We start from the raw sequence: 21,598 nt of genomic DNA on the forward strand, positions 1-21,598 counted from the left end.
CGTCAAGCTTCTTATTACAGCCGTCTTTTCTAATAAACTTATAAAGGGGTTTTATCTAATGAAATTTAAAGTATTCTTTTTAACGATCACAATTCAAAAAACTAAGTTCTCGGACAGTGAGATATTGCATGACCATCAAATTAATAAAGCTATGGAAGATGTAAAAGAACGTCAAAGTCACTACTGTAGCCATCTATAATTCCTTTCGAAAGGAGGAATGTATCATGAAGTTTCACCTTTTCTTTTTAACAATTACAATCCAGAAAGAAATCTTTTCTGAAGATGAATTAAAACAAGAGCAACAATACAAAAAGATTATGGACGAAATTCGAAATCGTAGAAGCAAATACTACACTCACCTATAATCCTTTAAAATATAAAACTTGAAAGGAGTCGATTATGATGTTGATAGCACGTTGTAAGGAAATGATTTGGATAGTTCAGAGGGATTCCACATAGTTTTATTGGAGCTATATCATACAACTTTAACGTTATATTTGATGTGTAATAAATATACAATAAAATTGCATTTGTACACTTTTCAACATTGGGTTAATAAACAAAAGATACACCACTTAAAAAGCGGTGTATCTTTCTAAACATATACTATTTTCGATTACTTCGTTTCGTCTTAAACAATCTCACTAAGTTCGATACAACTGTTTTCGTTACTGCATACACTGGCACCGCCAAGATCATTCCGATAATTCCCGCAAAGTTACCTACCCCTAAAATTAAAATAATAATTGTTAACGGATGGATATTTAATTTTGAACTCATAATACGCGGTGAAATGATGTTGCTTTCAAATTGTTGTACAATTGTTACGATAATAATTACGTACAACGCTTGCATCGGAGATACGAACAAACCTACAATAACAGCTGGTGCTGCACCGATAAATGGACCTAAGTTAGGAATTATATTTGTAAATGCAGCTATAATTCCTAAAACAAAAGCGTACGGTAAATCAATAATTAAATAACCGATAAAAGTAAAAGCACCTACAAATATACAAACGAGCGCTTGCCCTTGAATATATGCAGATAATGTTTCGTTCGTTTCCTTAATGATACGAAGCCCTTCTTCACGGTATGACTCTGGTAATAAACTTACTGCTTTTCCTGGAAACGCATGTCCATCTTTAAACATATAAAATAAAATGAACGGTACTGTAAAAATAACTAATGCGACGTTCGTTATGATACCAAATAAAGCCGTTGCACTCGACGTAATTGTGTTTGGTATATCCTTTAAGTATTCAATTGCATTTTTTTCAATTGTTTCAATGGAAACATAGTTTTGCGTAGATAACCATTCAAACAATCTATGATGGGATAAATCTTGTATGTATAGTTTTCCCTCTTTTATATAGCCTGGCATATTTTTCACTAAATCCATTAGCTGTTGTGAGATCGTTGGAACAACTACCCCAACGCCAACCGCAGTTAATGTTATGATAAAAAGATATAACAGTAAAATCGCTAAATTTCTAGGTACTTTTTTCTCCTCTAAAAAGACTAACACCGGATTAAATATGAAGTATAAAAATAACGCGATTAAGATTGGGAAAAACAGCGTTGATATGAAGATACCAATCGGTTGAAATAGAAACGATATTTTTGTGCAAATAAATATGATCGCTACAACCATTAGCACTTCTAATGTCCAAAAGTGCACTTTCGATTTCAAAAAAACGTCCTCCTTTAAACTAGCACTTCTCTTCATTGTACCAAAATAAGTAACAATTTCACATAATATTTTCCTTTACAATATTCCAAAATACCAATAAATACACTACAATGAGATTACATACAAATTTGCAGGTAAAGGTGATAAAAATGACACAATGCATCATTTGCAGAAAAGATACGAAAGAACTTAGTGAACAATATGTCATCCCAGAAATATTATGTGGATATTATTTCACAAACTCAATTTGTGATACTTGTTATGAACAAATGACAACAAATATTGATCGCCCCTTAATCCGGCATAAATTAAGTCAGTTTAAGATTGAACACATGAAAAAACAGATTGACTCCCCGCTCTATACGAATGAGCATGGTGAGGAACTTGCAGCGGCTGAGACGGATGTTGTTGAAGTAAGTGACGAAATACTTTATTCCAATGCATTAATTATGAAACTATGTAAAAAGCACGATATTTCACTACATAATGAAATTTGGAAAGAAGAACGTGTAACGAAAGTAGCTAGCTCTATTCAACGTGAATTACTTTTAGATAACCGTAAGTATAAAATGAGTGTATTAAAAATGGCTTATACTTTCGCTGTACAAGCAGTCGATGGCTATTTTGAAGATCCAGATGCGATTGATATTTCTAGCATCCTATCAAATGCCGACTTCATGGAATTAAAAGAAAAGAGCATTGTTCGTGATTTAAGCAAAAGTTCTTTATGGAATACATTAAATACAAATAGCGAAAACCACTACTTTATTTTATTAAGTGATAAAGATGGCCTGTTCTGTTTCATTCGTCTATTTGATATTTTTGATGTTGTCGTTCATTTATCAGAAAAGAGATATGAACTTCCTTCACCAATTGTCGGCGTTAATGATGTAAATAAGCAAGAATTTTACGTTCAAACTTTAAAACAGTATATGGACGGGCTCTTTAAAGAAAAGTCACCTTCTATTTAATTAGAAACAGAACATACGGTCTCCTTTCTTGATGAAAAGACACTGTGTTATAATAAGTATGAAAAGAACAATACAATCACATAAACCAATTATAAATTGTATATAAATAAAAAAGACTAGTGTGCGGCTACACACTAGTCCACGTAACTTAGCAGATTGGATTGTTCATTTATCCTATTTGTTTCTTACAAACAAAACAACCCACATTCTATTGGCATAGGTGGGTTGTTATTTTTTGAGCTTGTCTATTAAAACGACGACGAATGTTAACAATGCAACGAGAAACAGTCCACCTTGCAGTAACAACGCTATTTCACTCACTTATTATCACCCCCCTCCTAGTTGGAGAAGTGATAATTGAACAACCAACCGTACCTTAAGTTACTATTTAATTTTATCATATTTTCTAATAGTTTACGATGAAAACTCGCAAGTCATTTACTTGCGAGTTTTTTACCCCGTATTAACAGGCAGTAAACAAAATGAAGCAAAACATAGGTGAAACTGCCTCTAAATACCCAATTGGTGAAGGCTAATAATCCTTTGGGACAATTCACCCAAAGGATGAAAGCTTCCCTTTATTTCTCACTATTTTTTTAATGCATATGCATCAGCTATCATTTCACCAACAATTTTATTTTCTTGCTTCTTATCTTCCTTCAATAAAGGAAATAACAGTTCTGCCACTTCATATGCCTCTTCTAAATGTGGATATCCTGATAAAACAAATGTATCAATTCCTAAAGCTTCATATTCTTTTATTCTATTTGCTACTGTATGCAGATCTCCAACAAGCGCAGTACCTGCACCACCTCTTACAAGCCCGATGCCAGCCCATAAATTAGGACTTATCTCTAACGACTCTCGTGTACCTTTATTTAAATGGGTCATTCGTTTTTGACCAACTGAATCATATCTTGCAAATGTCTTTTGAGCAAGCTCAATTGTCTCATTATCTACATATTGAATTAAACGTTCTGCCTCTTCCCACGCTTCTTCTTCTGTTTCTCTTACAATTACGTGTAACCTGATGCCAAATCGTACTGAACGCCCCTTCTCTTCTGCCAGTTTTCTTACTTCCTCTATTTTCTCCTTCACTTGCTCTGGCGGCTCTCCCCACGTTAAATATACATCACTATGTTCTGCTGCAACTTCCTTTCCAGCAGTGGATGATCCTCCAAAATATATAGGAGGGTATGGCGTTTGAACTGGTGGGAACACAACTTTACTATCTGTAACTTTAATATGTTTTCCTTCTAGTGAAATGGTCTCACCTTGCAAAGTCGATTTCCAAACTTTTAAGAATTCATCAGCTGCTTCATACCTTTCATCATGTTCAAGATATAATCCATCTCCTTGTAATTCAACTGGATCCCCTCCAGCTACTACATTAATAAGTAACCTCCCGTCTGAAATTCTATCAAATGTAGAAGCCATCCTCGCTGCAACTGTCGGTGACATTAGTCCTGGTCTAACTGCTACTAAAAACTTTAATTTCTCTGTCTCAGCTGCAAGTGCCGATGCAAGTACCCATGGATCTTCACAACCTTGACCAGTTGGAAGTAACACACCTGTATATCCTAAATAATCGGCTGCCTGTGCAACTTGTTTATAATAACCATACTCAGCTGCTCTTCCTCGTTTTGTCGTTCCTAAATATCGACCATCTCCATACGCCGGAATAAACCATAATAATTCCATACCTTTACACACCCCTTATTTATGTTGAAACATACACTAAAATACTCTATATAAATTACCCCTAATAATTTATATGTTAATTTCCTATCTCTCCTTTAAAATTATCTCTCCATCTTAAAAACTTCACTTCTAGTAAACGAACAAGTGAATCAGAAAACTTCCCAACGAATGCAAAGATAATAATACCGACAAATACAATATCTGTATTTGAAAATTGCCTTGCATCCATTATCATATAGCCAATACCTTCTGTAGATCCCATAAGTTCTGCTACTACTAAACTCACCCATGCAACTCCTAATGATAATCTTGCTCCTAGTAAAAGGTTAGGTAATGCGGCAGGTAAAATTAATTTTGTAATTAATTTTCTTTTACTAAACTCTAACACTCTCGCAACATCAAATAACTTTGAATCTACACCTCGTATTCCTAGAAACGCGTTTACGTATAAAGGAAAAAATGCACCATCTGCAATTAATAACACTTTCGATGTTTCACCAAAACCGAACCATAATACGAAAAGCGGTGCAACAGCTAAGTGAGGCACAGTTCTTAACATTTGTACTGAAGGATCTAAATATTGCTCGCTTCTCGTTGAAAACCCAACAATCGTTCCTAATATAATTCCTAGACTCCCACCAATAAAGAAACCAGCCGCAGCCCTGAATACACTGATACTTAGATGACCGTATAACTCTCCTGTTTTTATAAGTTCTTGGAAAGCTAGAAATATATGTAATGGCGTTGGTAATACTGTTTTAGAGACTAAATCGAATACGCCAGCTAACTGCCAAATAATTAATACGACAATTGGTATCGTAATCGCTCTTACTAACACTTTTACATTTGTCTTTCGCACTTTTTTTACATTGACATTACTTTTGCCAATCGTTAAACTCGCCCTTTTCACAGCAGCCTTCGTATTTTCCAATTTACAAAACCTCTTTTCATTTCGCCTTTATTGCTTTTTCTACGAAAGAATTATCTACAACTTTATCTGTTTTGATTTCTTTCTTTATAGAACCGAGCTTATATTGAAAATCTGCTGTCTGTTGCTGTTCTGCAACTATTTCTTTCGTTACCGGAACTAAGATGGGTTTGTCGTGATTAAACACTTCTTTTACAATATCTGCATCTATTTTCTTTGCAGAAGTGTATATTTTTATTGCTTCATCCAAGTTTTCATCTTGCCATACACGTGCTTTTTCATATACTTTAAGGAATTTCTCCACTAATTCTGGATGCTCTTTCGCAAATTTTGTTCTCGCAATTAAAAACTCTGGGGAAGATACGTTTAATTGTTCACCATCTGTAATCACCTTCGCTCCTTTATTTACCGTATGTAACGATATGAAAGGATCCCAAATCGCCCATGCATCTACTGATCCTGATTCAAATGCTGGCTGCGCTTCATCTGGTTGTAACTGAATGACATTTACATCTTTTGCATTGATACCTTCTTTATCAAGCGCTCGATACAATAAATTAAATGCGCTACTTCCTTTTGCTACTGCAATTTTTTTACCTTTTAAATCTTTTACACTCGTAATCTTGCTATCCTTTTGTACAAGAATGCCTGTTCCTTTTCTCGCATAACTCGTATTAGCAATTTCAGTAAATTCAATACCTGCTGCTTGCGCGGAAATAACTGGAGAGTTGCCGACTTCACCAAAGTCTAATCGATTTGATGCGATTGCCTCAAAATAAGGAGGTCCGCTTTGGAACTCTGTCCACTTCACCTTAACTCCTTCTTTTTTAAACTCCTCTTCAAACCATCCTTTTTTCTGTGCGAGTAATAGTGGACTTAATCCTTGTTGAATACCAATTTGTACTGTTACATCTTCCTTCTTACTACTTGCTGTGCTTTTTTCACATCCGAATAAAAAGAAAGAAATAGCTAATGCAAAAGAAAGAATTTTGATTTTTTTATACATATACTCACCCTTTCCCTATATACTTGTTTGAATTAGTCCCCCGCGTTCAAACTGCTGTAATACTTTCTTTCGAATTTCTTGGAATGACTCCGAAGTTTTACTACGCGGATAAGGTAAATTATTTTCAATCACTTTATGTATTTTTCCAGGCTTTGCACTCATGATGACAATTCTGTTTGAAAGATATATTGCTTCGTCTATATCATGTGTAACGAATATCATTGTCGTCTTTTTTTGTTCCCAAATGTTGAGCAGTACTTCTTGCAAATGACTTCGGGTAAATGCATCCAGTGCTCCAAATGGCTCATCAAGTAACAATACATTTGGATCTCTTAGCAACGCTCTTGCAATCGCAACACGTTGTGACATCCCGCCTGATATTTCTTTCGGATATGATTTTTCAAAACCATCTAGTCGAACAATTTCAACCCATTCCTTTACCTTATCCTTCACATACTTATCTTTTAATGACAAATCAGCCGCAATATTTTCTTCCACTGTAAGCCACGGAAACAATCGATGCTCTTGAAATATAAATCCTTGCTTCTTACTCGGTTTTGTTATACGCTCTCCGTCAATAATGATTTCTCCTTCAAAATCGCTGTCTAAGCCTGCAATAATTTTTAATAGTGTACTTTTTCCGCAGCCACTCGGACCAATTACTGTAACAAAATCCCCTTTCTCTAATTGAAAATTAATATTCTCTAATACTTGAACAGTACGAGTTTGTTTCGAAAAATATTTTGATACTCCATCAATTGAAACAGTCACTTCTTCGCCTCCTTGAAATGATTCATCTAAATGAACCGATTCAGTATTTATGCAATAAAAAAACCAAAGGCATTTTATCAATAGATAAAATGCCTTTGGTTTCTCCAATCAGCAATACGTAATAGAATTAAGTACATATTATACAAATATTTCCGATAAGTCAACTGGGTTTTGTTAAAAAATACATATGGTTCGTTTGAACATCCTTATTGTTATTTATTTTTTATGGTTCTTAATCCACTGTAACCAATAAGAAAACTCACATGCCAAATGCATTTGGTGCGATTTAATAAGGCTATTAGGACAAAGTGCTGGAAACTCTACAACTAGACTTACTTCTATACCAGTATCTGTATCTTTGAATTGATGTCGAACTCCACCAATAGTAGTACCGTCTTTCATACGTGCAACACCTGTTGATTGGTATTGATAAGACTTATCTCTAGGTGTCTTCAATCCCGTTTCGTCACCAAAAACAATAAAAAATTGAACTGGAAATGGAGAATTACCAGTTGTTTCGATAACTTCTAATTCATTTTCCCCAAACGGTCTTAGTACATAGTGATCAGGACAAGCTGACAAGTTCACCTGATTATTTTCACGTGATTGTTCAAGCATAAAACTGTCAATCCCATTTATCGCTTCTTCTGCTGTAATCCCATCTAAATAAATACTTGTTTTTGAAAATTTCCGTCTATTACCAGATAAAACTGTAGCGATACGCATACCCATTTCACTTAATTTAAGTTTAGACTTCAACTTATCATACATTTCATCGTATGAATAATTTAATTTTAGTTCCGTTAGTTTTTTTATCATAACGTCTGTATCATTTAATTCTTGCTCTTTATGTCCTAATGTATTTAAAACTTTTTTAATACGTTCTCTTTTCCATTTTGTAAGTTGTTCATTCGAAATATTGTTTCCATCGATCATAATCTTCATATACATTCTCCTTCTCTTTGATCATATCGTAGTGTATTTAATACTAAATTAACCATTTTTTGCTTCGTATCTAAATTCAAATTCACCTCTGAATGAGCAACACTGCTAAGACCGTATAAAATAAAACCTGAAGCTAGTAATGAGTTATCAGTATTAAAAATCCCCGTTTTCATCCCTTCTTCAATCACTTGTCGAATTAATGGCTGAATTCGCGTGAATAATTTCTGTTCCAGTTGAAAATGTTGTTCTGTCTGAAAAGAACTCACATTTTTATAAGGCGCTAATTTTTCAATAAATGTCCAAAATATATTTAGAGAATCTTCCATCTTTTGCATGACAGACCGTTCATTTGAAATTAGTACTTCTTCGATTAACTTCATATTTTTCACAATAAAATCATTTAACACTTCATCAACAAAGTTATCTTTAGACTTGAAGTAATAATAAAATAAGCCTGTTGCTACACCTGCATGATTCACAACATCTTTTATGCCAAATCCTTTCATACCATTTTTCATATATAGTTCAAAGCCAATATCCATTAACTCTTGTCGTCTTATATCTGGTTCTTTTGATATTCTTTTCATAGGCCATCTCCTACTAAGTTTGTCCTCGACTGAATCTGATTCAATCATAAACGACTGAACTATATTCAGTCAATATTAATTTCCACAAAAAAGAGTAATCCCAAGAAATATACATCTAACCTTAGACTTATCAAAAAAGTTAGATTATATAACTTGAGACTACTCAATTTCATTAAACACGTATTCTATTTTCAAATCGATTACACTTTAGTTTAACCTCACTCTTTCTGTTTCTACAATCATTTGAGGAAGGGTCTTTTGAATTATTTCCTCTAATACATTAAGAGCTTCATTCACATAACCATCCTCAAACTCCTCTAAAGACTCAGGCAACTCATCCTCATCTAAAATAAAATATTCTCCACTTGGAAGTACCAAAATATCAATAATTAAATCTTCAAATGACACTAGTTCATCTGTTATTTGCGTATTTTTTACAACATTAAAATAAGAGCCTACATACATTCCATCCTTATCTCTCCATATGTATAAATTGTACGGACGATCCTCCCAGTAGTATGCAATGGTGTAACTGCCTTTCGGGATTGTTAAACTTGAATCATGTGTATTCATCGTAAATGAATACTGAACCTCATGAAATAACACGATACTTCGCAACTGCTTTTCAAGTAATAAACAAGTGTGTTCTACTGTTGTCGAGTCATATCGTATTTTTCTTTCTATAATTTCACTTTTGGATGTTAGTAATTTATTCATTCTTTGTTTCCCCTTATGCTATTTCTAGCTTTATTATATCGGTTTATATAGTCATAAAGAAGTATTTGGTCTCCAAGTACACAATAAAACTCCCTCTTATTTTAGAAGGAGTTTTTCACTGTCCATGCTTCATATTTTTTCACTTCTAATGGAAGCTCATTTGTTTTCAGCCATTCTACTGCACTACATACAAGTGGAGATGAATTGTCTTCTGTAATGCTTTCTATAGAAACCCATCTCGCTCCTAAAGAATCTTGACCTTCAAATTGTTTTGGTACTATGATTTTCCCTGCACTCTTTTCAACATCATACAAAACTGCAATATGGTGTACATGTGTATAATCTTTAAACTTTGAAGGGTATTAAAAATCAACCGTACCTACTTGCTTTATAACCTTTACTTCTAATCCAGTTTCTTCTTTACATTCCCTATGGAGTGCCGATAACAACGACTCCTCTTCATTTAAGCTCCCTCCAGGTAGATCATATCTGTTCTTATATGGACCTTTAATTTTATCTATTACTAATATGTTATTGTTTTCGATACAAATGCCATACACACCAAACGTACGATGAAAATTAGTAGCATTATTCATGGTTCAATTTCTCCGTCATCACATCATAAAAATTCCGTTCCTCATCAACATTTAAGTGAACACGACTTACTGTTTTAGAAAACCCATATAACAATTGTACTTTCGCCGGCTCTTTAAGTATAATTTCAAATGTTGGAGGTTCCTTTATAAATTCCATCACCGTTGCGTCAAGAACCTCTTTCTCTTTCTTTAAAAGTTCTCCTTTATAGAACGTAATCTTATCAATTTGTGTAAAAGGTATAATAATTTTCTTTCCTAATCCGATTTGAATGATTATCTTTTTTTCCGTAACAATAATTGGATTTTTACGCATTGCTTGTATTTCAGCTAAAAAATAAAACATTGCATATACGTTTAAAGTAAGTAACACCCATGCTACAACTGGATTCCATTGATGAAACAAATAATGAAAGCCGATACTTTCTATTAAGGTCGCATGGATGATCATAATATATACACCTATTGCGCCAGTCTTTTTGTGATATGAGTATACGTATTCACCTTCTGGTACTTTTTCACGCCACGATAAAAATGCATAATAGATTAACTTACACTCTGTTACAATAATATCTACTAATTTATTTCTTTTCATAGCAGCGTCAAACGCAGCATCAATTGCATAAGAAAATGAAGAATACTCACTTTTATATTCTTTATATTTTTTTATTATGTTAGGAAGCTTTCTAACAATTTTATATAGAAGGAATAACTCTACACATACAAAAGCAATTTCTCCTGCAACTATAATATAAGAAACGTATGAAAAAGCTTGTAAATAGTCGCTTGGAATAATAAATCTTGCAAATATATAACCAGCTATTACGACAGGGAATATATACGTTAACGAGTATCTTTTTCGAATAATAAAGAAATACGTAATGACCGGAATTACAAACATACAATCTAATAATGACCCAAGAACAACTTCTTTCGGAGTAGCTGGTACAATCGGAAGAGCATACAATAAATAGTTTGATAATAAGATTAAAGATACGAGTCCAATCCATATACCTTTTCGCCTTCGCGAAAGTGTGACACTCATACTTTCACTCCTCTATTTAAAAACCTCGTTTAAATGGTCTTTATAAAATGAAATAGCCCGTTCAAACTCTTTAACTTCTTCTACTTTTACGACTGTTTCAAGTAATAATTTCATTGCGGATTCATGATCGTTTACGTTATATTTCGCTAATGACAAAAATACTTTCATCACATCATTATCTGGAAACTGCTGCAAACCTGTTTCTAAAACAGTAATTGCTTTATCATACTCGCCTATACAACGATATGTACTACCAAGACCGATATATGCGCCGCAAAGTGACTCCCCTTCAAGACCGTTTGCAATTGCCTGTTCATAATACGGCATAGCTTCTGTTTCAAGACCCATTACATCATGTATCCAGGCACATTGATAAAGTACTTCTGCATCCCTCGTAAAGTTTGTTAATCCGATGAGTATCTCTTTAGACTGCGCATATTTCTTTTCTTTCCGGAGTTTAATAGCTTGCTTTAATAAATGTTCCATAGAATTCACTCCTCACCAATTATTCTATGTATCCATATTGAATGGTTAACGTTTGTGTAAAAGTAAAATTCCCATAAATTAAAGTTTCGCTTACCAATATATACTATGCGGATTCACTCTTATCCAAATACTTAAAATTATAAAACAGTAACGCGATTACATAGTACTTCTAACCTTTTGACAATTTCTTTCGCTGTTTCATCTTTTCCATTACATAACTGCCCTTTACCGTCTTGTCCAATTACGTAGTGCATTGCTCCGCGCGAATATAAAGAATGTGGTGAATTTGCAATCATTACACTCGCCTTCGCTTCTTCCATTCTATTTTTCGCTCTTTCAAACAGTTCTTCTTTATTTACGTCACTTTCAAGTTTAAAGCCAACGAGTACAGTTTCTGGATCCCACTCTTTTATTTGTTTTAATACTTTCGGTGCCTTTTGAAAATGTATAATTGGCGCTATATCACTTGAGATTTTTCCATTCATATCAAGAACATTGCCCTCTTGATCACAAATCTTGTCCACAATCCAATCAGATCCAGCCGCTGCCATAATAACCGCATCGACTTTTTCATGCGTAATGATACTCTTCATTTTATCTTGTAAATCAACAATTCCTTCAAATGGGTGTAATTCTAATTGATTGTTTATATCATTCGGTTTCTCCGCAAAATAACCATGTAAATATATAACATAGGCCCCTTTACTTATAAGTTCTTCGGCGATTATTCTTCCAATTGTTCCTTTTGCCATATTCGTATGACCACGAACTTGATCCCATTTTTCTAAACAACCACCGCTTGTAATTAATACCTTTTTCCCCTTCATTGTAACCATCCCTTACTAATTTTTCTTACGAAACCATTCTGTTCCAAAATCAACTATATCACGTTGTTTCATAAGACGGCACTTTGCGTTTCCTATTTTCCCTATTTTCACAGTTCCCTTTTGCTCAAATTCCACACCAATTTCTACAAATTTGTCAGAATCGTAATCCATATCAACAAATTCTTTCCACACTCTTTCACCATTTTCTATAATGGGTGCCCCTACTTTTATTAACTCACACGCACCAGAACGTACTTCTGATAAATGTACAGAAGTATTGGAATCATATCCAACACCAATTAATAATATGTATCCGTCTAAATCGTATATTTTTCTTAATGGAGATTCTTCTCCTAAACTCATTGATAGTGACTGATTCATCGTTATTTCTTCTGCATGTCTTCCCCATGCAGCAAAACTTCCTAATGGATGGTTACTACGTACTACATTCGGATATGTACGAAAACATTCAACTACTTTTCCCATTGCCCTTGTTGGCGTTATATGTGGCTCAAATGCTGGGACGTTATCCCGAATAATTTGCCACCATTCTTCAGGTACAGGTGGTCTTGACCAATGTTTCGGATCAGATAAATCCGAAGATTGAGTTGGCATAATGATCGTTCCCTCTTCTGTAATAACATTCATTAACGCCTCTACTACTGCAACTGCGCCTCCAGATACCCAGCCTATGGAACTTAACGAAGAATGTACAATAACTGTCATTCCTTTTTCTAATCCTAATTTTCTTAAATCATTTGTAATTGTTTTAATTGTATTTGGCAATGGCGTACTTGCCACTATTTCATTCATTTTCACGATTGTTCCCCCATTTTGTTTTAAACTACTACATACATATATTATCATATTTTTCTTAATTTTTAACTTAATCATTTTTATCTACACAAAAAATGGTAATAAATTAGTTTTATATAACAAAAGAAGCAACATGAAGGCGTTACATCACAGCAATAAAAACAATATATTTAAACGAAAGAGCCCATCAAAAATGATGAGCTCTTTGTTCCATTTATCCTTCAATTGTAACTCCAGTAAACATCGATAAGTTTCCCGTTATTTTCTCACCTACACGTAAAAATAAACCAGCAGCTCTCCCGCTAATACAGTGTGAACCAATTAATAGTTTACCAGTATACGGACCGTCCCATGTGTCAATTGTATAGTCAGGCATTTCTATGTATTGCTGATATATTTTCCGCTGTTCAAAGTAATACTCTGTTTTATCTTCAGCTAATAGTTCATTATTTTCGTATATAGATACTCCTCCGCCTTCACGGCCGTATAAAGGTTTAGATACATATGATTCATTTCGTTCTATAAACGGTTTATTTGTAAAATATGTCGGTAAAAAGTAGTTCTGAATGATTCCTCGCTCCTCTTCCTCAAAGAAAACTTCCTCTTCGTAAAGTTGCCATATTAATGCGAGTACACTTTTATTTTGCATAAGAAAAGCAGCTGGTGGATTAATGATTTTCACTCTACCTTGCGCAATATGATCTAAAAACTGGAGTCCAATTCTTTTCCCGTTTTTATCAGCATCTGAAACTAAATATTCAATTGGATATAGTCTATATAAATAATGAATTCGTTCACCATTTTGCGTATATATACCATCATCTGCAACGACAATATCTTGTATACCTATATAATCCGTTGATTGATCTAAACAATAACTTCTTAAAAATTGAACCGTTTGATGGTCTTCATCATGCCAATCATAACTCGTAAAATAAATCGTTTCTCTAGGATCTATACTATAGTCATGTTTAATTTGTTCCCACGCCTGCACAATATGCTCTTCTATATGATTTGGGTGATTTACATCGTGATAACGGCACAACACTTCATTTGCAACAGATGGCTCTAAATAACCTGTTGGTGTATCACAATTTACTTCTATTAACTTTATATCTTCACCATTTACGATAAAGTCAAATCTCGTAAAATATGAAAACAAACCAGTGTGTTTCATTCTCGCAATTTCCCATGTTTCAGCAGGAAATCCTAGTGTTTGAAAATCTTCTGCCGTATTGAGAATATATTGATACGTTCTATATAACACGTACATAATTTCTTCTGTTGCTTTCGAAATAGCAGTATATGTGTTTACAGGCATACGATACATACCTGTTGCCATATATTGATTCCATTCTTCATTTTCTAATAGACTCGGCCAAGTAAATCCATTCCGACCAGCCTCTTCCGCTAGTGAAAACCATACTTTCATATACTCTTTCTGCTCTTGTTCTGTATACATGATTCTATTATCCTTTCGTGTTATGATCCGGCTGGCGCTTTTGCGTTCCCAATTCCACTTGAACCTGAATTCACTTTTGGCGTTTGTGTCGTAGATGATTTTGGCGTATTTGTATCTGGCGTCGCTTTATTTGAGGAATTTGGCTGTTGTTTATTTAAATCCACTTTATTAGAAGAATTATTGTTGTTGCTATTAGTTCCACCGTAGTATCCTCCTCCACCGCTGCCACCAGTTCTACTTTGGTCTTTCTCACGATATGGAATAATATTATTTGCATACGGTTTCTTCATTATATTTGGTTTTGCTGTATAATTCATATTTGAAGTTCTGCTTGCTAATAAATATCCTGCTACGAATGGAAGTATCGGTAAATGTGAATTTTCATGATACGATGAAAATGATGGATTCATTTCCTTACATAACTCATCATTTTCTACATTTTCATTAGTAGGCGTTTTATCATCGCAATTTAATGTTTCTTGTTCATTTCCCTGTTTTGCACCATCTGTTTTAACAGCAGTACTTTCTTGTTGAGCAGTATCTTCTTCATAATCACCACATCCAGTTAATAAAAAAGATGATACCCCTATTGAAGTAGCAATTTTTATAAATTTACTTTTATCCATTCTCATGTGTTATACACCTAATTTCCATTATCTATATTTTTCCAGATACCTTTATTATATAATGTAAATGTTACTTTTTTCAAACTAAACACAATATATATTTGCATATTTTCGTACTATTTTTCCAAATAACAATGAAACCTTTCAATCCCCGGATATTTTTCTCCTAAACTTTGAATCTGAAAACCCATTTTCTTATAAAATTTTACTGCCTCAGCGTCTGTCTCTGCCTCTAGATACGTCAATTGATACATTCTTACTATTTCCTTTATCATTTGCACCGCTATTCCTTTATGACGATATTGCGGTACCACTGCTATGTGGCATATTCTCGCTTTATTTGCTCCGGTTATTTCAATACCTATGCAAGCCTTTTCCTCATATTTATGCAAAGTCCCTTTATTGCTTTCATAAAATAAAACTGCTTTCTTTTTGCTAGATTCACTTGGGCCGACTGCATACAGTAGTACATTTAATATGGGATCTTTCTCAATTTGTTTAACACATTGCAAATTCATATCATCATTCCTTTCTATGAAAAAAGATTAGCTCTTTATATAAAGAGCTAATCTCATCACGCAGTTATTTTTTCTTCTTTCTTCACAACGACCGCTACATAACTATGTAGTATCATTCCGATAATAACGAGGCTCATACCAATCCAAGATAAAGATGACGGAATTGGTGCAGATAACAAGATAAGTTCTCCTACTAGCGCAAATAAAACCTCACCGGACTGAGTCGCTTCCACTGTTGCTAGTTTTTGTGGATCATCTTTTACAAGATCTGTCGCAAAGAAGAATAATACCGTTGCGATTAAGCCAGAACTAACTGCTACAATAAAACATTGAAAAACTTGACTACTTGACGGTAGTCCGCCTGTTGATACTTCATAACCAGATAGTAAAAACCAAAATGGTAAACTGGCTAAAGTCATACCGAGAACTCGCTGGAATACATCTAACTCCCCTTTACAAACTTGCATCATTTTTCGATTTCCAAGAGGATACGCAAACGCTGCAATAAGTACAGGAACGACACATAAAACAGTTTCACGAATTCCTAATGAAGAAGCATGTTCTACTTGCATAAGTACAACACCGCATAAAATAATACCCGACATAACTAATTCCTTCATTGGGAGTTTTTTATGTAATGGATCTACCGCAAAAAATGGTGTTAATAAAATCCCTGCGACGATTGTAATTTGCCATGTTGATGCAACGAGCCAACCAGGTCCAAAAGCTCCGGCAAAACTAAGTGGTGCATAGAAGAGACCAAATCCAACGATACTCCAAACTAACCATTCTTTCGGATTGTTTTTCATATATTGAAAGAGTTGCTTTAAGTTTCCTCTATACATGACAATAAGTAAAAGCATCGGAACCATAAAGTAGTACCGTAATGATGCACTCCAAATCCAGCTTCCACCTTCTAAGTCCATCGCCCGGTTTAAAACGAAGGTAAAGGCAAAGAAAAATGATGCCAATATCCCTACTGCTATAGCTTTCATTATAAAACCCCTTGTTCAGTTTCTTCTTACTACTATACAACAATTTAAATATAATTAAAATTCAAATTTTTCATCTCGCGTGTATCTAGCTCTATATAGTTTTCTTAACTGACTAATATGAGCTTGATGGTACCGATTATGATCAGCTATGTGCCATATCCCCCACCTTATAGTCGCATTTTCTCCCTTTTCATAAAGTGAAACTTTAATCAGTGGGGGTTTTCTTCATCCCCCACTGATTATTAGTTGAACCAATCGGACTTTTATGGGCAGTTGATCCCCCTCCTAACTTCTTTGCTTTCGCTGCATTTTGAGGTGGGGGTCTTACTGCCCATTAAAGTCGGATAAAAAACTTCTCGTGTTAAATCATTTTCTGTTAGTTTCATACATTCCTCATAAAACATATGTTGCACAACTTCATAATTTTGCATTAATTGTTGCAACGTCTGTTTTCTTAAACTTGGCAGCTCTCCTGCTTCATTTAACATAGGTCCATATATATTTTCAAGTGCGAGCGGAATTGCTTCTCCTTTTAATCGGTACACCCAATGTAAATCGACAACTGCTAAATGTTGAAGTAGTTGTCCAATACTATTTTCATTATTTTCTGTCCCTTTAAATGACAGTTCTTTCTCATCAGTACCTTCTACTAACTTTTGCAGTCGTTTAAATGTATCCGTAACCGTCGCATACAAAATCGCAACTTGCGGGTTCATATTTCTTTGCAAAAGTAGATCTTTCATATGAAACTCCCCCCTTACAAGAACAACACCATATGTTCATCATCACTATACACACCATTCATCTTTATAGCTCTTTTTTCAATCCCATACGTTTTAAAGCCCATAGATTCATACAACTTTTTTGCTGGCTCATTTGTGGAAACAACACCTAATGTCAATTGTTCCAAGTCCATTTCTCTTGCTCTTTCAATTGCCTTACGTATTAACTCACGTGCAAGGCCACTTCTTCGATTGCTTACATCTACATACATCGCAACGATATGCCCTTTATGTTTATACGCCTCTTTCTCTTCTGTTAGTAAAGTAACAACTCCAACTAATTGATTCTCTTCATTAAAAGCACCAAATGTACAACTAGTAGCAGCTGATAAATTACTTTCCACTCGCTTAATAGGATTTTCCTGACGAATCGCCTCTTCATAAGTTGTTACAAATGCCTCAGGGTTTACTTGTAATGCTTGTAACCGTAAGTCCCAATATTTTTTTGCATCTTCTTTCGTAAGTAATCGAATCATATTTCTCTATCCCCTTTTAATTAACATAATATTTTTATAAGCTACTAATTAAAGATTGATATTCTTCTCTTAACATACTATAACGATAGCGATGAATGAACTGACCTTTACGTAATCGATCATTTCTCATTAACCCTTCGCATACAAAACCAGCCTTTTCATAGCTCTTTCTAGCTTGAAAATTATCTTCATCTACACGTAGCCATACTTTTTCTAATTCAAATTCAAAGAATGCTATATGTAACATACTATATAGGGCTGCTATTCCATACCCTTTACCCCAGTATTCTTTATTACCAATCGCGATTCCCAATTCTGCATTTTTATTTGTTTTATCAAAGTTTTTAAGATCTACCCATCCAATATGTATGCCGTTCTCTGTAGTGATTGCTCTTTGTTCATAACCATTTTTTCGATTTATACATGCTTCAATCCATTTTTTTGTATCTTCACGAGTGAACGGTGGATATTGATCTGGTACAACTAAATGTTTTGTTACTTTTGTATCTAATGACCATTGATATCGGTCTTCTACATCATCTAGTGTCAGTTCTCTTAATTGAACGAATGGTATATTCATTGTATTATCCCCCTTTTACTTTCCTATAGAAAACCCTTCGAACATTCTTCCTCCATACTGTTCTAACGTTTTTTCTACAAAAGTAATTAATTTTCTTTTCTCTCCTGTTTTATAAAAATGATCGAATGCTGTTACAAATTGATCTGCGTATTGTTCATCATATCTTCTAAGTACCCTTATAAACCATTTTGAACTTCCAAGCCATTTACCATTTACTCTTAATACATATTCATGTAATAAATCAGCTAATAAATTCGCGATAAACAACTCTTCTTCTCTTTTTGATGCACCAATAAAATCATCCAAAGTATCTGTAATAAAATAACGCTTCTGCTCCATCATTTCTTCCGTCCATTTAGCTGGCCCTTTATTTAGTAACTCATTCGCTTCGCTTTTTAATTTCTCAACAATTTCATTTTCCCCTTTTAATACAATACCTTCTGCAACTAATTGTGGTAACGAAGGTCTTCCGCGGTCACAATCTATTTTAAAGAAGGTTTTTAACGTTTCAAAATTATGTACAAATACCTCAACTGGCCACCCATTACTATAGAAAGATTCTCGATAACAAGACATTAAACTTTGATCAACTATTACAATGTCCAAATCAGATGTTTTTGTCGCTTCTCCTCTTGCAACACTTCCTCCAAGTAAAGCTACATCACAATCCGGAAATTGTGATGTAATGATGCTTTTTGCCGCTTCCATTGCTTTCATAACCGTTCCCCTTTTCTTATTTCACTTTCTTTTTTTCAGCTCTTTCTCTCGCTTTTTTTATATACGGCTCTGCGTCTGGTGTTTTGCATGACGTTGCCCCGTGATCAACGTGTACTTTTCCAATTTCACGTGCAATTTCAATCGCTGCTTGCTCTAAGTCTTCATTACGAATTCCTATCGCGATTAAAGCACGATTCATCGCTTCTGTTTTTCTATTTTTTTCATTATGTATATTTACTTTAATTTCTTCTAAATACGGAGAGAAGAAATCGTCTTGTAACGTTTTATTTTTCATCGCTATATTTGCTAATAAAGACCAGCCTGCTCTTCCAATCCATTCATCATCACACTTTGTCCATTCTTCCATTTTTTCTATCGCGATTGGCGACGTACAAATAGCCGTCATTAAAACATCCATTAAACAATAATAATCAACTTCCTGTACCCATTTATTTAGCAGTTCTGTCGTAACTTTCTTTGGATCTAAAATCATTGTTGCTAATGTCATTGCATCCATATTTTTTGTTTCCCATAATAAAATTGCTAAATCATGATCTTTTTTTATTTTCTTTTTTAACAATTTTAAATTAGCAAAACTAACTCCGAATAGTGGCTCTTTCGCTCCGTGGTTTTTATACGTTTTACGATTCTGTTCTGTTCCGTATTCCTCTAGTTGCTGCATTACTTCTTCAAGTAACATATGCCCACCTCTTTATCTTTTCTGTTGACTTCATATATGTATGTACGATATATTCTACATTACTTTTTGGTTTTCCTATATTTATTTTTCAAAATACGGTATGTGAAATTTTGTAGATGCGTTTTAATGCAACAGGCACACTCTTCGTCAGCATTCTCTGTATAACTCACTCATTGGGTTTATTATATATAGCAACAAACTACATGCATTTTCATTCCATCCTTGTTTCATTTTAGTAAACCAGCAAAATATTGAAATCTTGCATACTTTTGGACAAACTTTTTTGCTCTTGTAAAAAAGTTTTTTTGCAATTACCTCCCTATAATTGCTAATATAGTAGAGTAGAACTTTTATAGAGAGAAGGAAAATTATGCACAATGGAATTCGAATGACAACTTTAGTGAAAAGGGCTATGTTGATTTGCGCGGGGGTATTATTTACATACGAAGCGGCCTTAGGATCAGCACATACTGCTCTAGCGAGTACAGAGGATGAAGCAAAATCTGTTCAACTTGTAAGTGAAATTCAATCATCTCTTGCACCGAAAGAAGCTCCAAAACAATATAATGGGCAAGTTAGAAAAGTAGCTTACTTAACATTTGATGATGGTCCTGGAAAATACACAGCTGAGCTTTTAGATATGTTAAAGAGAGAAAATGCAAAAGCAACATTCTTCCTTATTGGTTCAAATGTAAAAGCTTTCCCTGATCTTGTAAAACGTGAAGATGCTGAAGGCCACTACGTTGGGATGCACAGTATGACTCATAACTACAAGAAGCTTTACACAGAAGGTCATTATGTAGATGAGATGAAGGAAGATCAAGGCTTAATCGCTGGCGTTTTAGGCAAATCACCAGTATTAACTCGTCCGTCTTACGGATCAATGCCAGGATTAAATGAGGCTCTTCGCAACAAAGTTGTTGAGAATGGCTTAAAAGTTTGGGATTGGACAATCGATTCTTTAGACTGGAAGTATAACAAAATGCAGGTTGATGCTGCATCAGCTAAAATTGTAGAAAACGTTCTAAATGGCGCTAACAAGCCAACAGAAGTTATCCTTATGCACGATATTCACCCACAATCCGTAAAAGCAGTACCTGGTATTATTAAAGGACTGAAAGAAAAAGGATATGAATTAGAAGCCTATAGTGAGAACGAACACTTCCCATTAAACTTCTGGCATGATAATCGTATGTAATGAAAAAGACTTGATTTCCTTTATTTAGGAATCAAGTCTTTTTATCGTTTTAGAATTATTCCTCGTATATTCCGCTCAAACTCCCCCTTCTCTAATATTAATAAAAATTCAAAATCACATGAATTTAACTTAAAAAAATCACATGTTATACTATAATCTAGTTTAAATAAGTAGGTGCCATATGATCGTTTATACAGTACAAACTGAAGAAGCTTGGAAGCAATTTAAGAAAGTTGGTTATTTAGAAGGTAATAAAAAATTCATTGATCAAGACGATTTATATTCATATGACTGGATGGTGCGCGTTGCTAAAACAAGATTGCCTCATTACGAAGGTAACTATCCTATTTGGGTCTGGGAAGCAACTCATTACCCAAACCGAAATCATAAAGCTTGGGGTAAAAAAAATTCAAAAATGGTAATTATGGATTGAATATACAAATTCAATCCTATTTTTTA

The 21,598-nt window shown here is 34.2% G+C and carries 25 protein-coding genes and 3 pseudogenes; 5 read left to right on the plus strand and 23 right to left on the minus strand.

What is annotated here, in order from left to right:
- Positions 1 to 58 precede the first annotated feature (58 nt).
- Entirely contained in the window at positions 59 to 199 is a 141-nt protein-coding gene (locus tag MR083_RS19320) for a YrzI family small protein (protein WP_000669812.1), read from the plus strand.
- 25 nt (positions 200 to 224) lie between these two features.
- Positions 225 to 365, plus strand: coding sequence for a YrzI family small protein (locus MR083_RS19325; RefSeq protein ID WP_000668490.1), 141 nt, complete (start codon positions 225 to 227; stop codon positions 363 to 365).
- Between the two features lie 241 nt (positions 366 to 606).
- Here the strand turns inward: MR083_RS19325 and MR083_RS19330 are convergent, their stop codons facing one another.
- Positions 607 to 1,692 carry an AI-2E family transporter gene (locus MR083_RS19330; protein WP_000837888.1) on the minus strand — a complete coding sequence of 362 codons (1,086 nt, stop codon included), beginning with the start codon at positions 1,690 to 1,692 and terminating at the stop codon, positions 607 to 609.
- 149 nt (positions 1,693 to 1,841) lie between these two features.
- On the opposite strand from MR083_RS19330, the gene MR083_RS19335 reads away from it, so the two are divergent.
- The gene (locus MR083_RS19335; RefSeq protein WP_016717766.1) at positions 1,842 to 2,663 is read left to right on the plus strand and encodes an HNH endonuclease; all 822 of its coding nucleotides are present in this window, start codon (positions 1,842 to 1,844) and stop codon (positions 2,661 to 2,663) included.
- Between the two features lie 228 nt (positions 2,664 to 2,891).
- Here MR083_RS19335 and MR083_RS19340 read toward each other — a convergent pair whose 3' ends face one another.
- The 22 genes and pseudogenes from MR083_RS19340 to MR083_RS19450 all read right to left on the minus strand — a co-directional run bounded on the left by MR083_RS19340 (position 2,892) and on the right by MR083_RS19450 (position 19,941).
- Positions 2,892 to 2,984 (minus strand): putative holin-like toxin, encoded by a 93-nt coding sequence (locus MR083_RS19340; RefSeq protein WP_001289320.1) that lies wholly within the window; start codon positions 2,982 to 2,984, stop codon positions 2,892 to 2,894.
- Positions 2,985 to 3,251: 267 nt separating this feature from the next.
- Complete coding sequence (gene ssuD, locus MR083_RS19345) at positions 3,252 to 4,364, minus strand: FMNH2-dependent alkanesulfonate monooxygenase (protein ID WP_242269719.1); 1,113 nt, start codon at positions 4,362 to 4,364, stop codon at positions 3,252 to 3,254.
- A gap of 76 nt (positions 4,365 to 4,440) precedes the next feature.
- Positions 4,441 to 5,295, minus strand: coding sequence for an ABC transporter permease (locus MR083_RS19350; protein ID WP_000432087.1), 855 nt, complete (start codon positions 5,293 to 5,295; stop codon positions 4,441 to 4,443).
- Between the two features lie 16 nt (positions 5,296 to 5,311).
- Positions 5,312 to 6,298 (minus strand): aliphatic sulfonate ABC transporter substrate-binding protein, encoded by a 987-nt coding sequence (locus MR083_RS19355; protein WP_000277001.1) that lies wholly within the window; start codon positions 6,296 to 6,298, stop codon positions 5,312 to 5,314.
- Positions 6,299 to 6,313: 15 nt separating this feature from the next.
- Positions 6,314 to 7,069: an ABC transporter ATP-binding protein gene (locus MR083_RS19360; protein ID WP_208735706.1), complete on the minus strand. Its 756-nt coding sequence runs from the start codon at positions 7,067 to 7,069 to the stop codon at positions 6,314 to 6,316.
- Between the two features lie 216 nt (positions 7,070 to 7,285).
- A complete protein-coding gene (locus MR083_RS19365; RefSeq protein WP_000699957.1) occupies positions 7,286 to 8,014 on the minus strand; it encodes a hypothetical protein in 729 nt (242 codons plus the stop codon).
- The gene (locus tag MR083_RS19370; protein WP_242269720.1) at positions 8,011 to 8,601 is read right to left on the minus strand and encodes a TetR/AcrR family transcriptional regulator; all 591 of its coding nucleotides are present in this window, start codon (positions 8,599 to 8,601) and stop codon (positions 8,011 to 8,013) included. Before MR083_RS19370 ends, MR083_RS19365 begins: the two co-directional genes overlap by 4 nt.
- 207 nt (positions 8,602 to 8,808) lie before the next feature.
- A complete protein-coding gene (locus MR083_RS19375; protein WP_001037888.1) occupies positions 8,809 to 9,318 on the minus strand; it encodes a ribonuclease FAU-1 family protein in 510 nt (169 codons plus the stop codon).
- 101 nt (positions 9,319 to 9,419) lie between these two features.
- Positions 9,420 to 9,914: pseudogene (locus MR083_RS19380) on the minus strand (NUDIX hydrolase).
- Complete coding sequence (locus MR083_RS19385; RefSeq protein WP_242269721.1) at positions 9,907 to 10,956, minus strand: hypothetical protein; 1,050 nt, start codon at positions 10,954 to 10,956, stop codon at positions 9,907 to 9,909. Before MR083_RS19385 ends, MR083_RS19380 begins: the two are co-directional and overlap by 8 nt.
- 12 nt (positions 10,957 to 10,968) lie before the next feature.
- Positions 10,969 to 11,442, minus strand: coding sequence for a tetratricopeptide repeat protein (locus tag MR083_RS19390; protein WP_000400626.1), 474 nt, complete (start codon positions 11,440 to 11,442; stop codon positions 10,969 to 10,971).
- A gap of 137 nt (positions 11,443 to 11,579) precedes the next feature.
- A complete protein-coding gene (locus tag MR083_RS19395; protein ID WP_098921989.1) occupies positions 11,580 to 12,269 on the minus strand; it encodes a phosphopantothenoylcysteine decarboxylase domain-containing protein in 690 nt (229 codons plus the stop codon).
- 15 nt (positions 12,270 to 12,284) lie between these two features.
- Positions 12,285 to 13,082, minus strand: coding sequence for a BA2930 family N-acetyltransferase (gene aacC, locus MR083_RS19400; protein ID WP_129017028.1), 798 nt, complete (start codon positions 13,080 to 13,082; stop codon positions 12,285 to 12,287).
- Between the two features lie 217 nt (positions 13,083 to 13,299).
- Positions 13,300 to 14,547, minus strand: coding sequence for a glutathionylspermidine synthase family protein (locus MR083_RS19405; protein ID WP_000287878.1), 1,248 nt, complete (start codon positions 14,545 to 14,547; stop codon positions 13,300 to 13,302).
- A gap of 20 nt (positions 14,548 to 14,567) precedes the next feature.
- Entirely contained in the window at positions 14,568 to 15,179 is a 612-nt protein-coding gene (locus MR083_RS19410; RefSeq protein ID WP_001242159.1) for a hypothetical protein, read from the minus strand.
- Positions 15,180 to 15,289: 110 nt separating this feature from the next.
- Positions 15,290 to 15,691, minus strand: coding sequence for a GNAT family N-acetyltransferase (locus tag MR083_RS19415; protein ID WP_001053113.1), 402 nt, complete (start codon positions 15,689 to 15,691; stop codon positions 15,290 to 15,292).
- A gap of 56 nt (positions 15,692 to 15,747) precedes the next feature.
- Positions 15,748 to 16,686: a DMT family transporter gene (locus MR083_RS19420; RefSeq protein WP_000643664.1), complete on the minus strand. Its 939-nt coding sequence runs from the start codon at positions 16,684 to 16,686 to the stop codon at positions 15,748 to 15,750.
- A 54-nt stretch (positions 16,687 to 16,740) separates the two neighbouring features.
- Positions 16,741 to 17,429: pseudogene (locus tag MR083_RS28190) on the minus strand (DinB family protein).
- A 14-nt stretch (positions 17,430 to 17,443) separates the two neighbouring features.
- Positions 17,444 to 17,944, minus strand: coding sequence for a GNAT family N-acetyltransferase (locus MR083_RS19435; RefSeq protein WP_242269722.1), 501 nt, complete (start codon positions 17,942 to 17,944; stop codon positions 17,444 to 17,446).
- A gap of 34 nt (positions 17,945 to 17,978) precedes the next feature.
- Positions 17,979 to 18,524, minus strand: coding sequence for a GNAT family N-acetyltransferase (locus tag MR083_RS19440; protein ID WP_049112820.1), 546 nt, complete (start codon positions 18,522 to 18,524; stop codon positions 17,979 to 17,981).
- Between the two features lie 15 nt (positions 18,525 to 18,539).
- Entirely contained in the window at positions 18,540 to 19,241 is a 702-nt protein-coding gene (locus MR083_RS19445; protein ID WP_074568071.1) for a nucleotidyltransferase domain-containing protein, read from the minus strand.
- 16 nt (positions 19,242 to 19,257) lie between these two features.
- On the minus strand, positions 19,258 to 19,941 hold the full coding sequence (locus tag MR083_RS19450) for a DNA alkylation repair protein (RefSeq protein WP_242269723.1): 684 nt from the start codon (positions 19,939 to 19,941) through the stop codon (positions 19,258 to 19,260).
- 370 nt (positions 19,942 to 20,311) lie between these two features.
- Here MR083_RS19450 and MR083_RS19455 point away from each other — a divergent pair, with 370 nt between their 5' ends.
- Positions 20,312 to 21,139, plus strand: a complete 828-nt coding sequence (locus tag MR083_RS19455; RefSeq protein WP_000551433.1) for a peptidoglycan-N-acetylglucosamine deacetylase — start codon at positions 20,312 to 20,314, stop codon at positions 21,137 to 21,139.
- Positions 21,140 to 21,320: 181 nt separating this feature from the next.
- Positions 21,321 to 21,566, plus strand: a pseudogene (locus MR083_RS19460) (DUF3841 domain-containing protein); the annotation flags it as partial.
- Positions 21,567 to 21,598 lie beyond the last annotated feature (32 nt).

This window comes from Bacillus cereus group sp. BfR-BA-01408, assembly GCF_022663305.1.
Taxonomy (GTDB): Bacteria; Bacillota; Bacilli; order Bacillales; family Bacillaceae_G; genus Bacillus_A; species Bacillus_A pacificus.

Excerpts from the sequence above, each read along its gene's own strand:
- MR083_RS19320 (WP_000669812.1), top strand. The coding sequence starts at position 59 with ATGAAATTTAAAGTATTCTTTTTAACGATCACAATTCAAAAAACTAAG.
- ssuD (WP_242269719.1), bottom strand. The coding sequence starts at position 4,364 with ATGGAATTATTATGGTTTATTCCGGCGTATGGAGATGGTCGATATTTA.
- MR083_RS19370 (WP_242269720.1), bottom strand. The coding sequence starts at position 8,601 with ATGAAAAGAATATCAAAAGAACCAGATATAAGACGACAAGAGTTAATG.
- MR083_RS19450 (WP_242269723.1), bottom strand. The coding sequence starts at position 19,941 with ATGTTACTTGAAGAAGTAATGCAGCAACTAGAGGAATACGGAACAGAA.
- MR083_RS19325 (WP_000668490.1), top strand. The coding sequence starts at position 225 with ATGAAGTTTCACCTTTTCTTTTTAACAATTACAATCCAGAAAGAAATC.
- MR083_RS19395 (WP_098921989.1), bottom strand. The coding sequence starts at position 12,269 with ATGAAGGGGAAAAAGGTATTAATTACAAGCGGTGGTTGTTTAGAAAAA.
- MR083_RS19385 (WP_242269721.1), bottom strand. The coding sequence starts at position 10,956 with ATGAGTGTCACACTTTCGCGAAGGCGAAAAGGTATATGGATTGGACTC.
- MR083_RS19375 (WP_001037888.1), bottom strand. The coding sequence starts at position 9,318 with ATGAATAAATTACTAACATCCAAAAGTGAAATTATAGAAAGAAAAATA.
- MR083_RS19410 (WP_001242159.1), bottom strand. The coding sequence starts at position 15,179 with ATGAGAATGGATAAAAGTAAATTTATAAAAATTGCTACTTCAATAGGG.
- MR083_RS19440 (WP_049112820.1), bottom strand. The coding sequence starts at position 18,524 with ATGAATATACCATTCGTTCAATTAAGAGAACTGACACTAGATGATGTA.
- MR083_RS19435 (WP_242269722.1), bottom strand. The coding sequence starts at position 17,944 with ATGATTCGATTACTTACGAAAGAAGATGCAAAAAAATATTGGGACTTA.
- MR083_RS19445 (WP_074568071.1), bottom strand. The coding sequence starts at position 19,241 with ATGAAAGCAATGGAAGCGGCAAAAAGCATCATTACATCACAATTTCCG.
- MR083_RS19405 (WP_000287878.1), bottom strand. The coding sequence starts at position 14,547 with ATGTATACAGAACAAGAGCAGAAAGAGTATATGAAAGTATGGTTTTCA.
- MR083_RS19390 (WP_000400626.1), bottom strand. The coding sequence starts at position 11,442 with ATGGAACATTTATTAAAGCAAGCTATTAAACTCCGGAAAGAAAAGAAA.
- aacC (WP_129017028.1), bottom strand. The coding sequence starts at position 13,082 with ATGAATGAAATAGTGGCAAGTACGCCATTGCCAAATACAATTAAAACA.
- MR083_RS19420 (WP_000643664.1), bottom strand. The coding sequence starts at position 16,686 with ATGAAAGCTATAGCAGTAGGGATATTGGCATCATTTTTCTTTGCCTTT.
- MR083_RS19455 (WP_000551433.1), top strand. The coding sequence starts at position 20,312 with ATGCACAATGGAATTCGAATGACAACTTTAGTGAAAAGGGCTATGTTG.
- MR083_RS19355 (WP_000277001.1), bottom strand. The coding sequence starts at position 6,298 with ATGTATAAAAAAATCAAAATTCTTTCTTTTGCATTAGCTATTTCTTTC.
- MR083_RS19365 (WP_000699957.1), bottom strand. The coding sequence starts at position 8,014 with ATGAAGATTATGATCGATGGAAACAATATTTCGAATGAACAACTTACA.
- MR083_RS19415 (WP_001053113.1), bottom strand. The coding sequence starts at position 15,691 with ATGAATTTGCAATGTGTTAAACAAATTGAGAAAGATCCCATATTAAAT.
- MR083_RS19335 (WP_016717766.1), top strand. The coding sequence starts at position 1,842 with ATGACACAATGCATCATTTGCAGAAAAGATACGAAAGAACTTAGTGAA.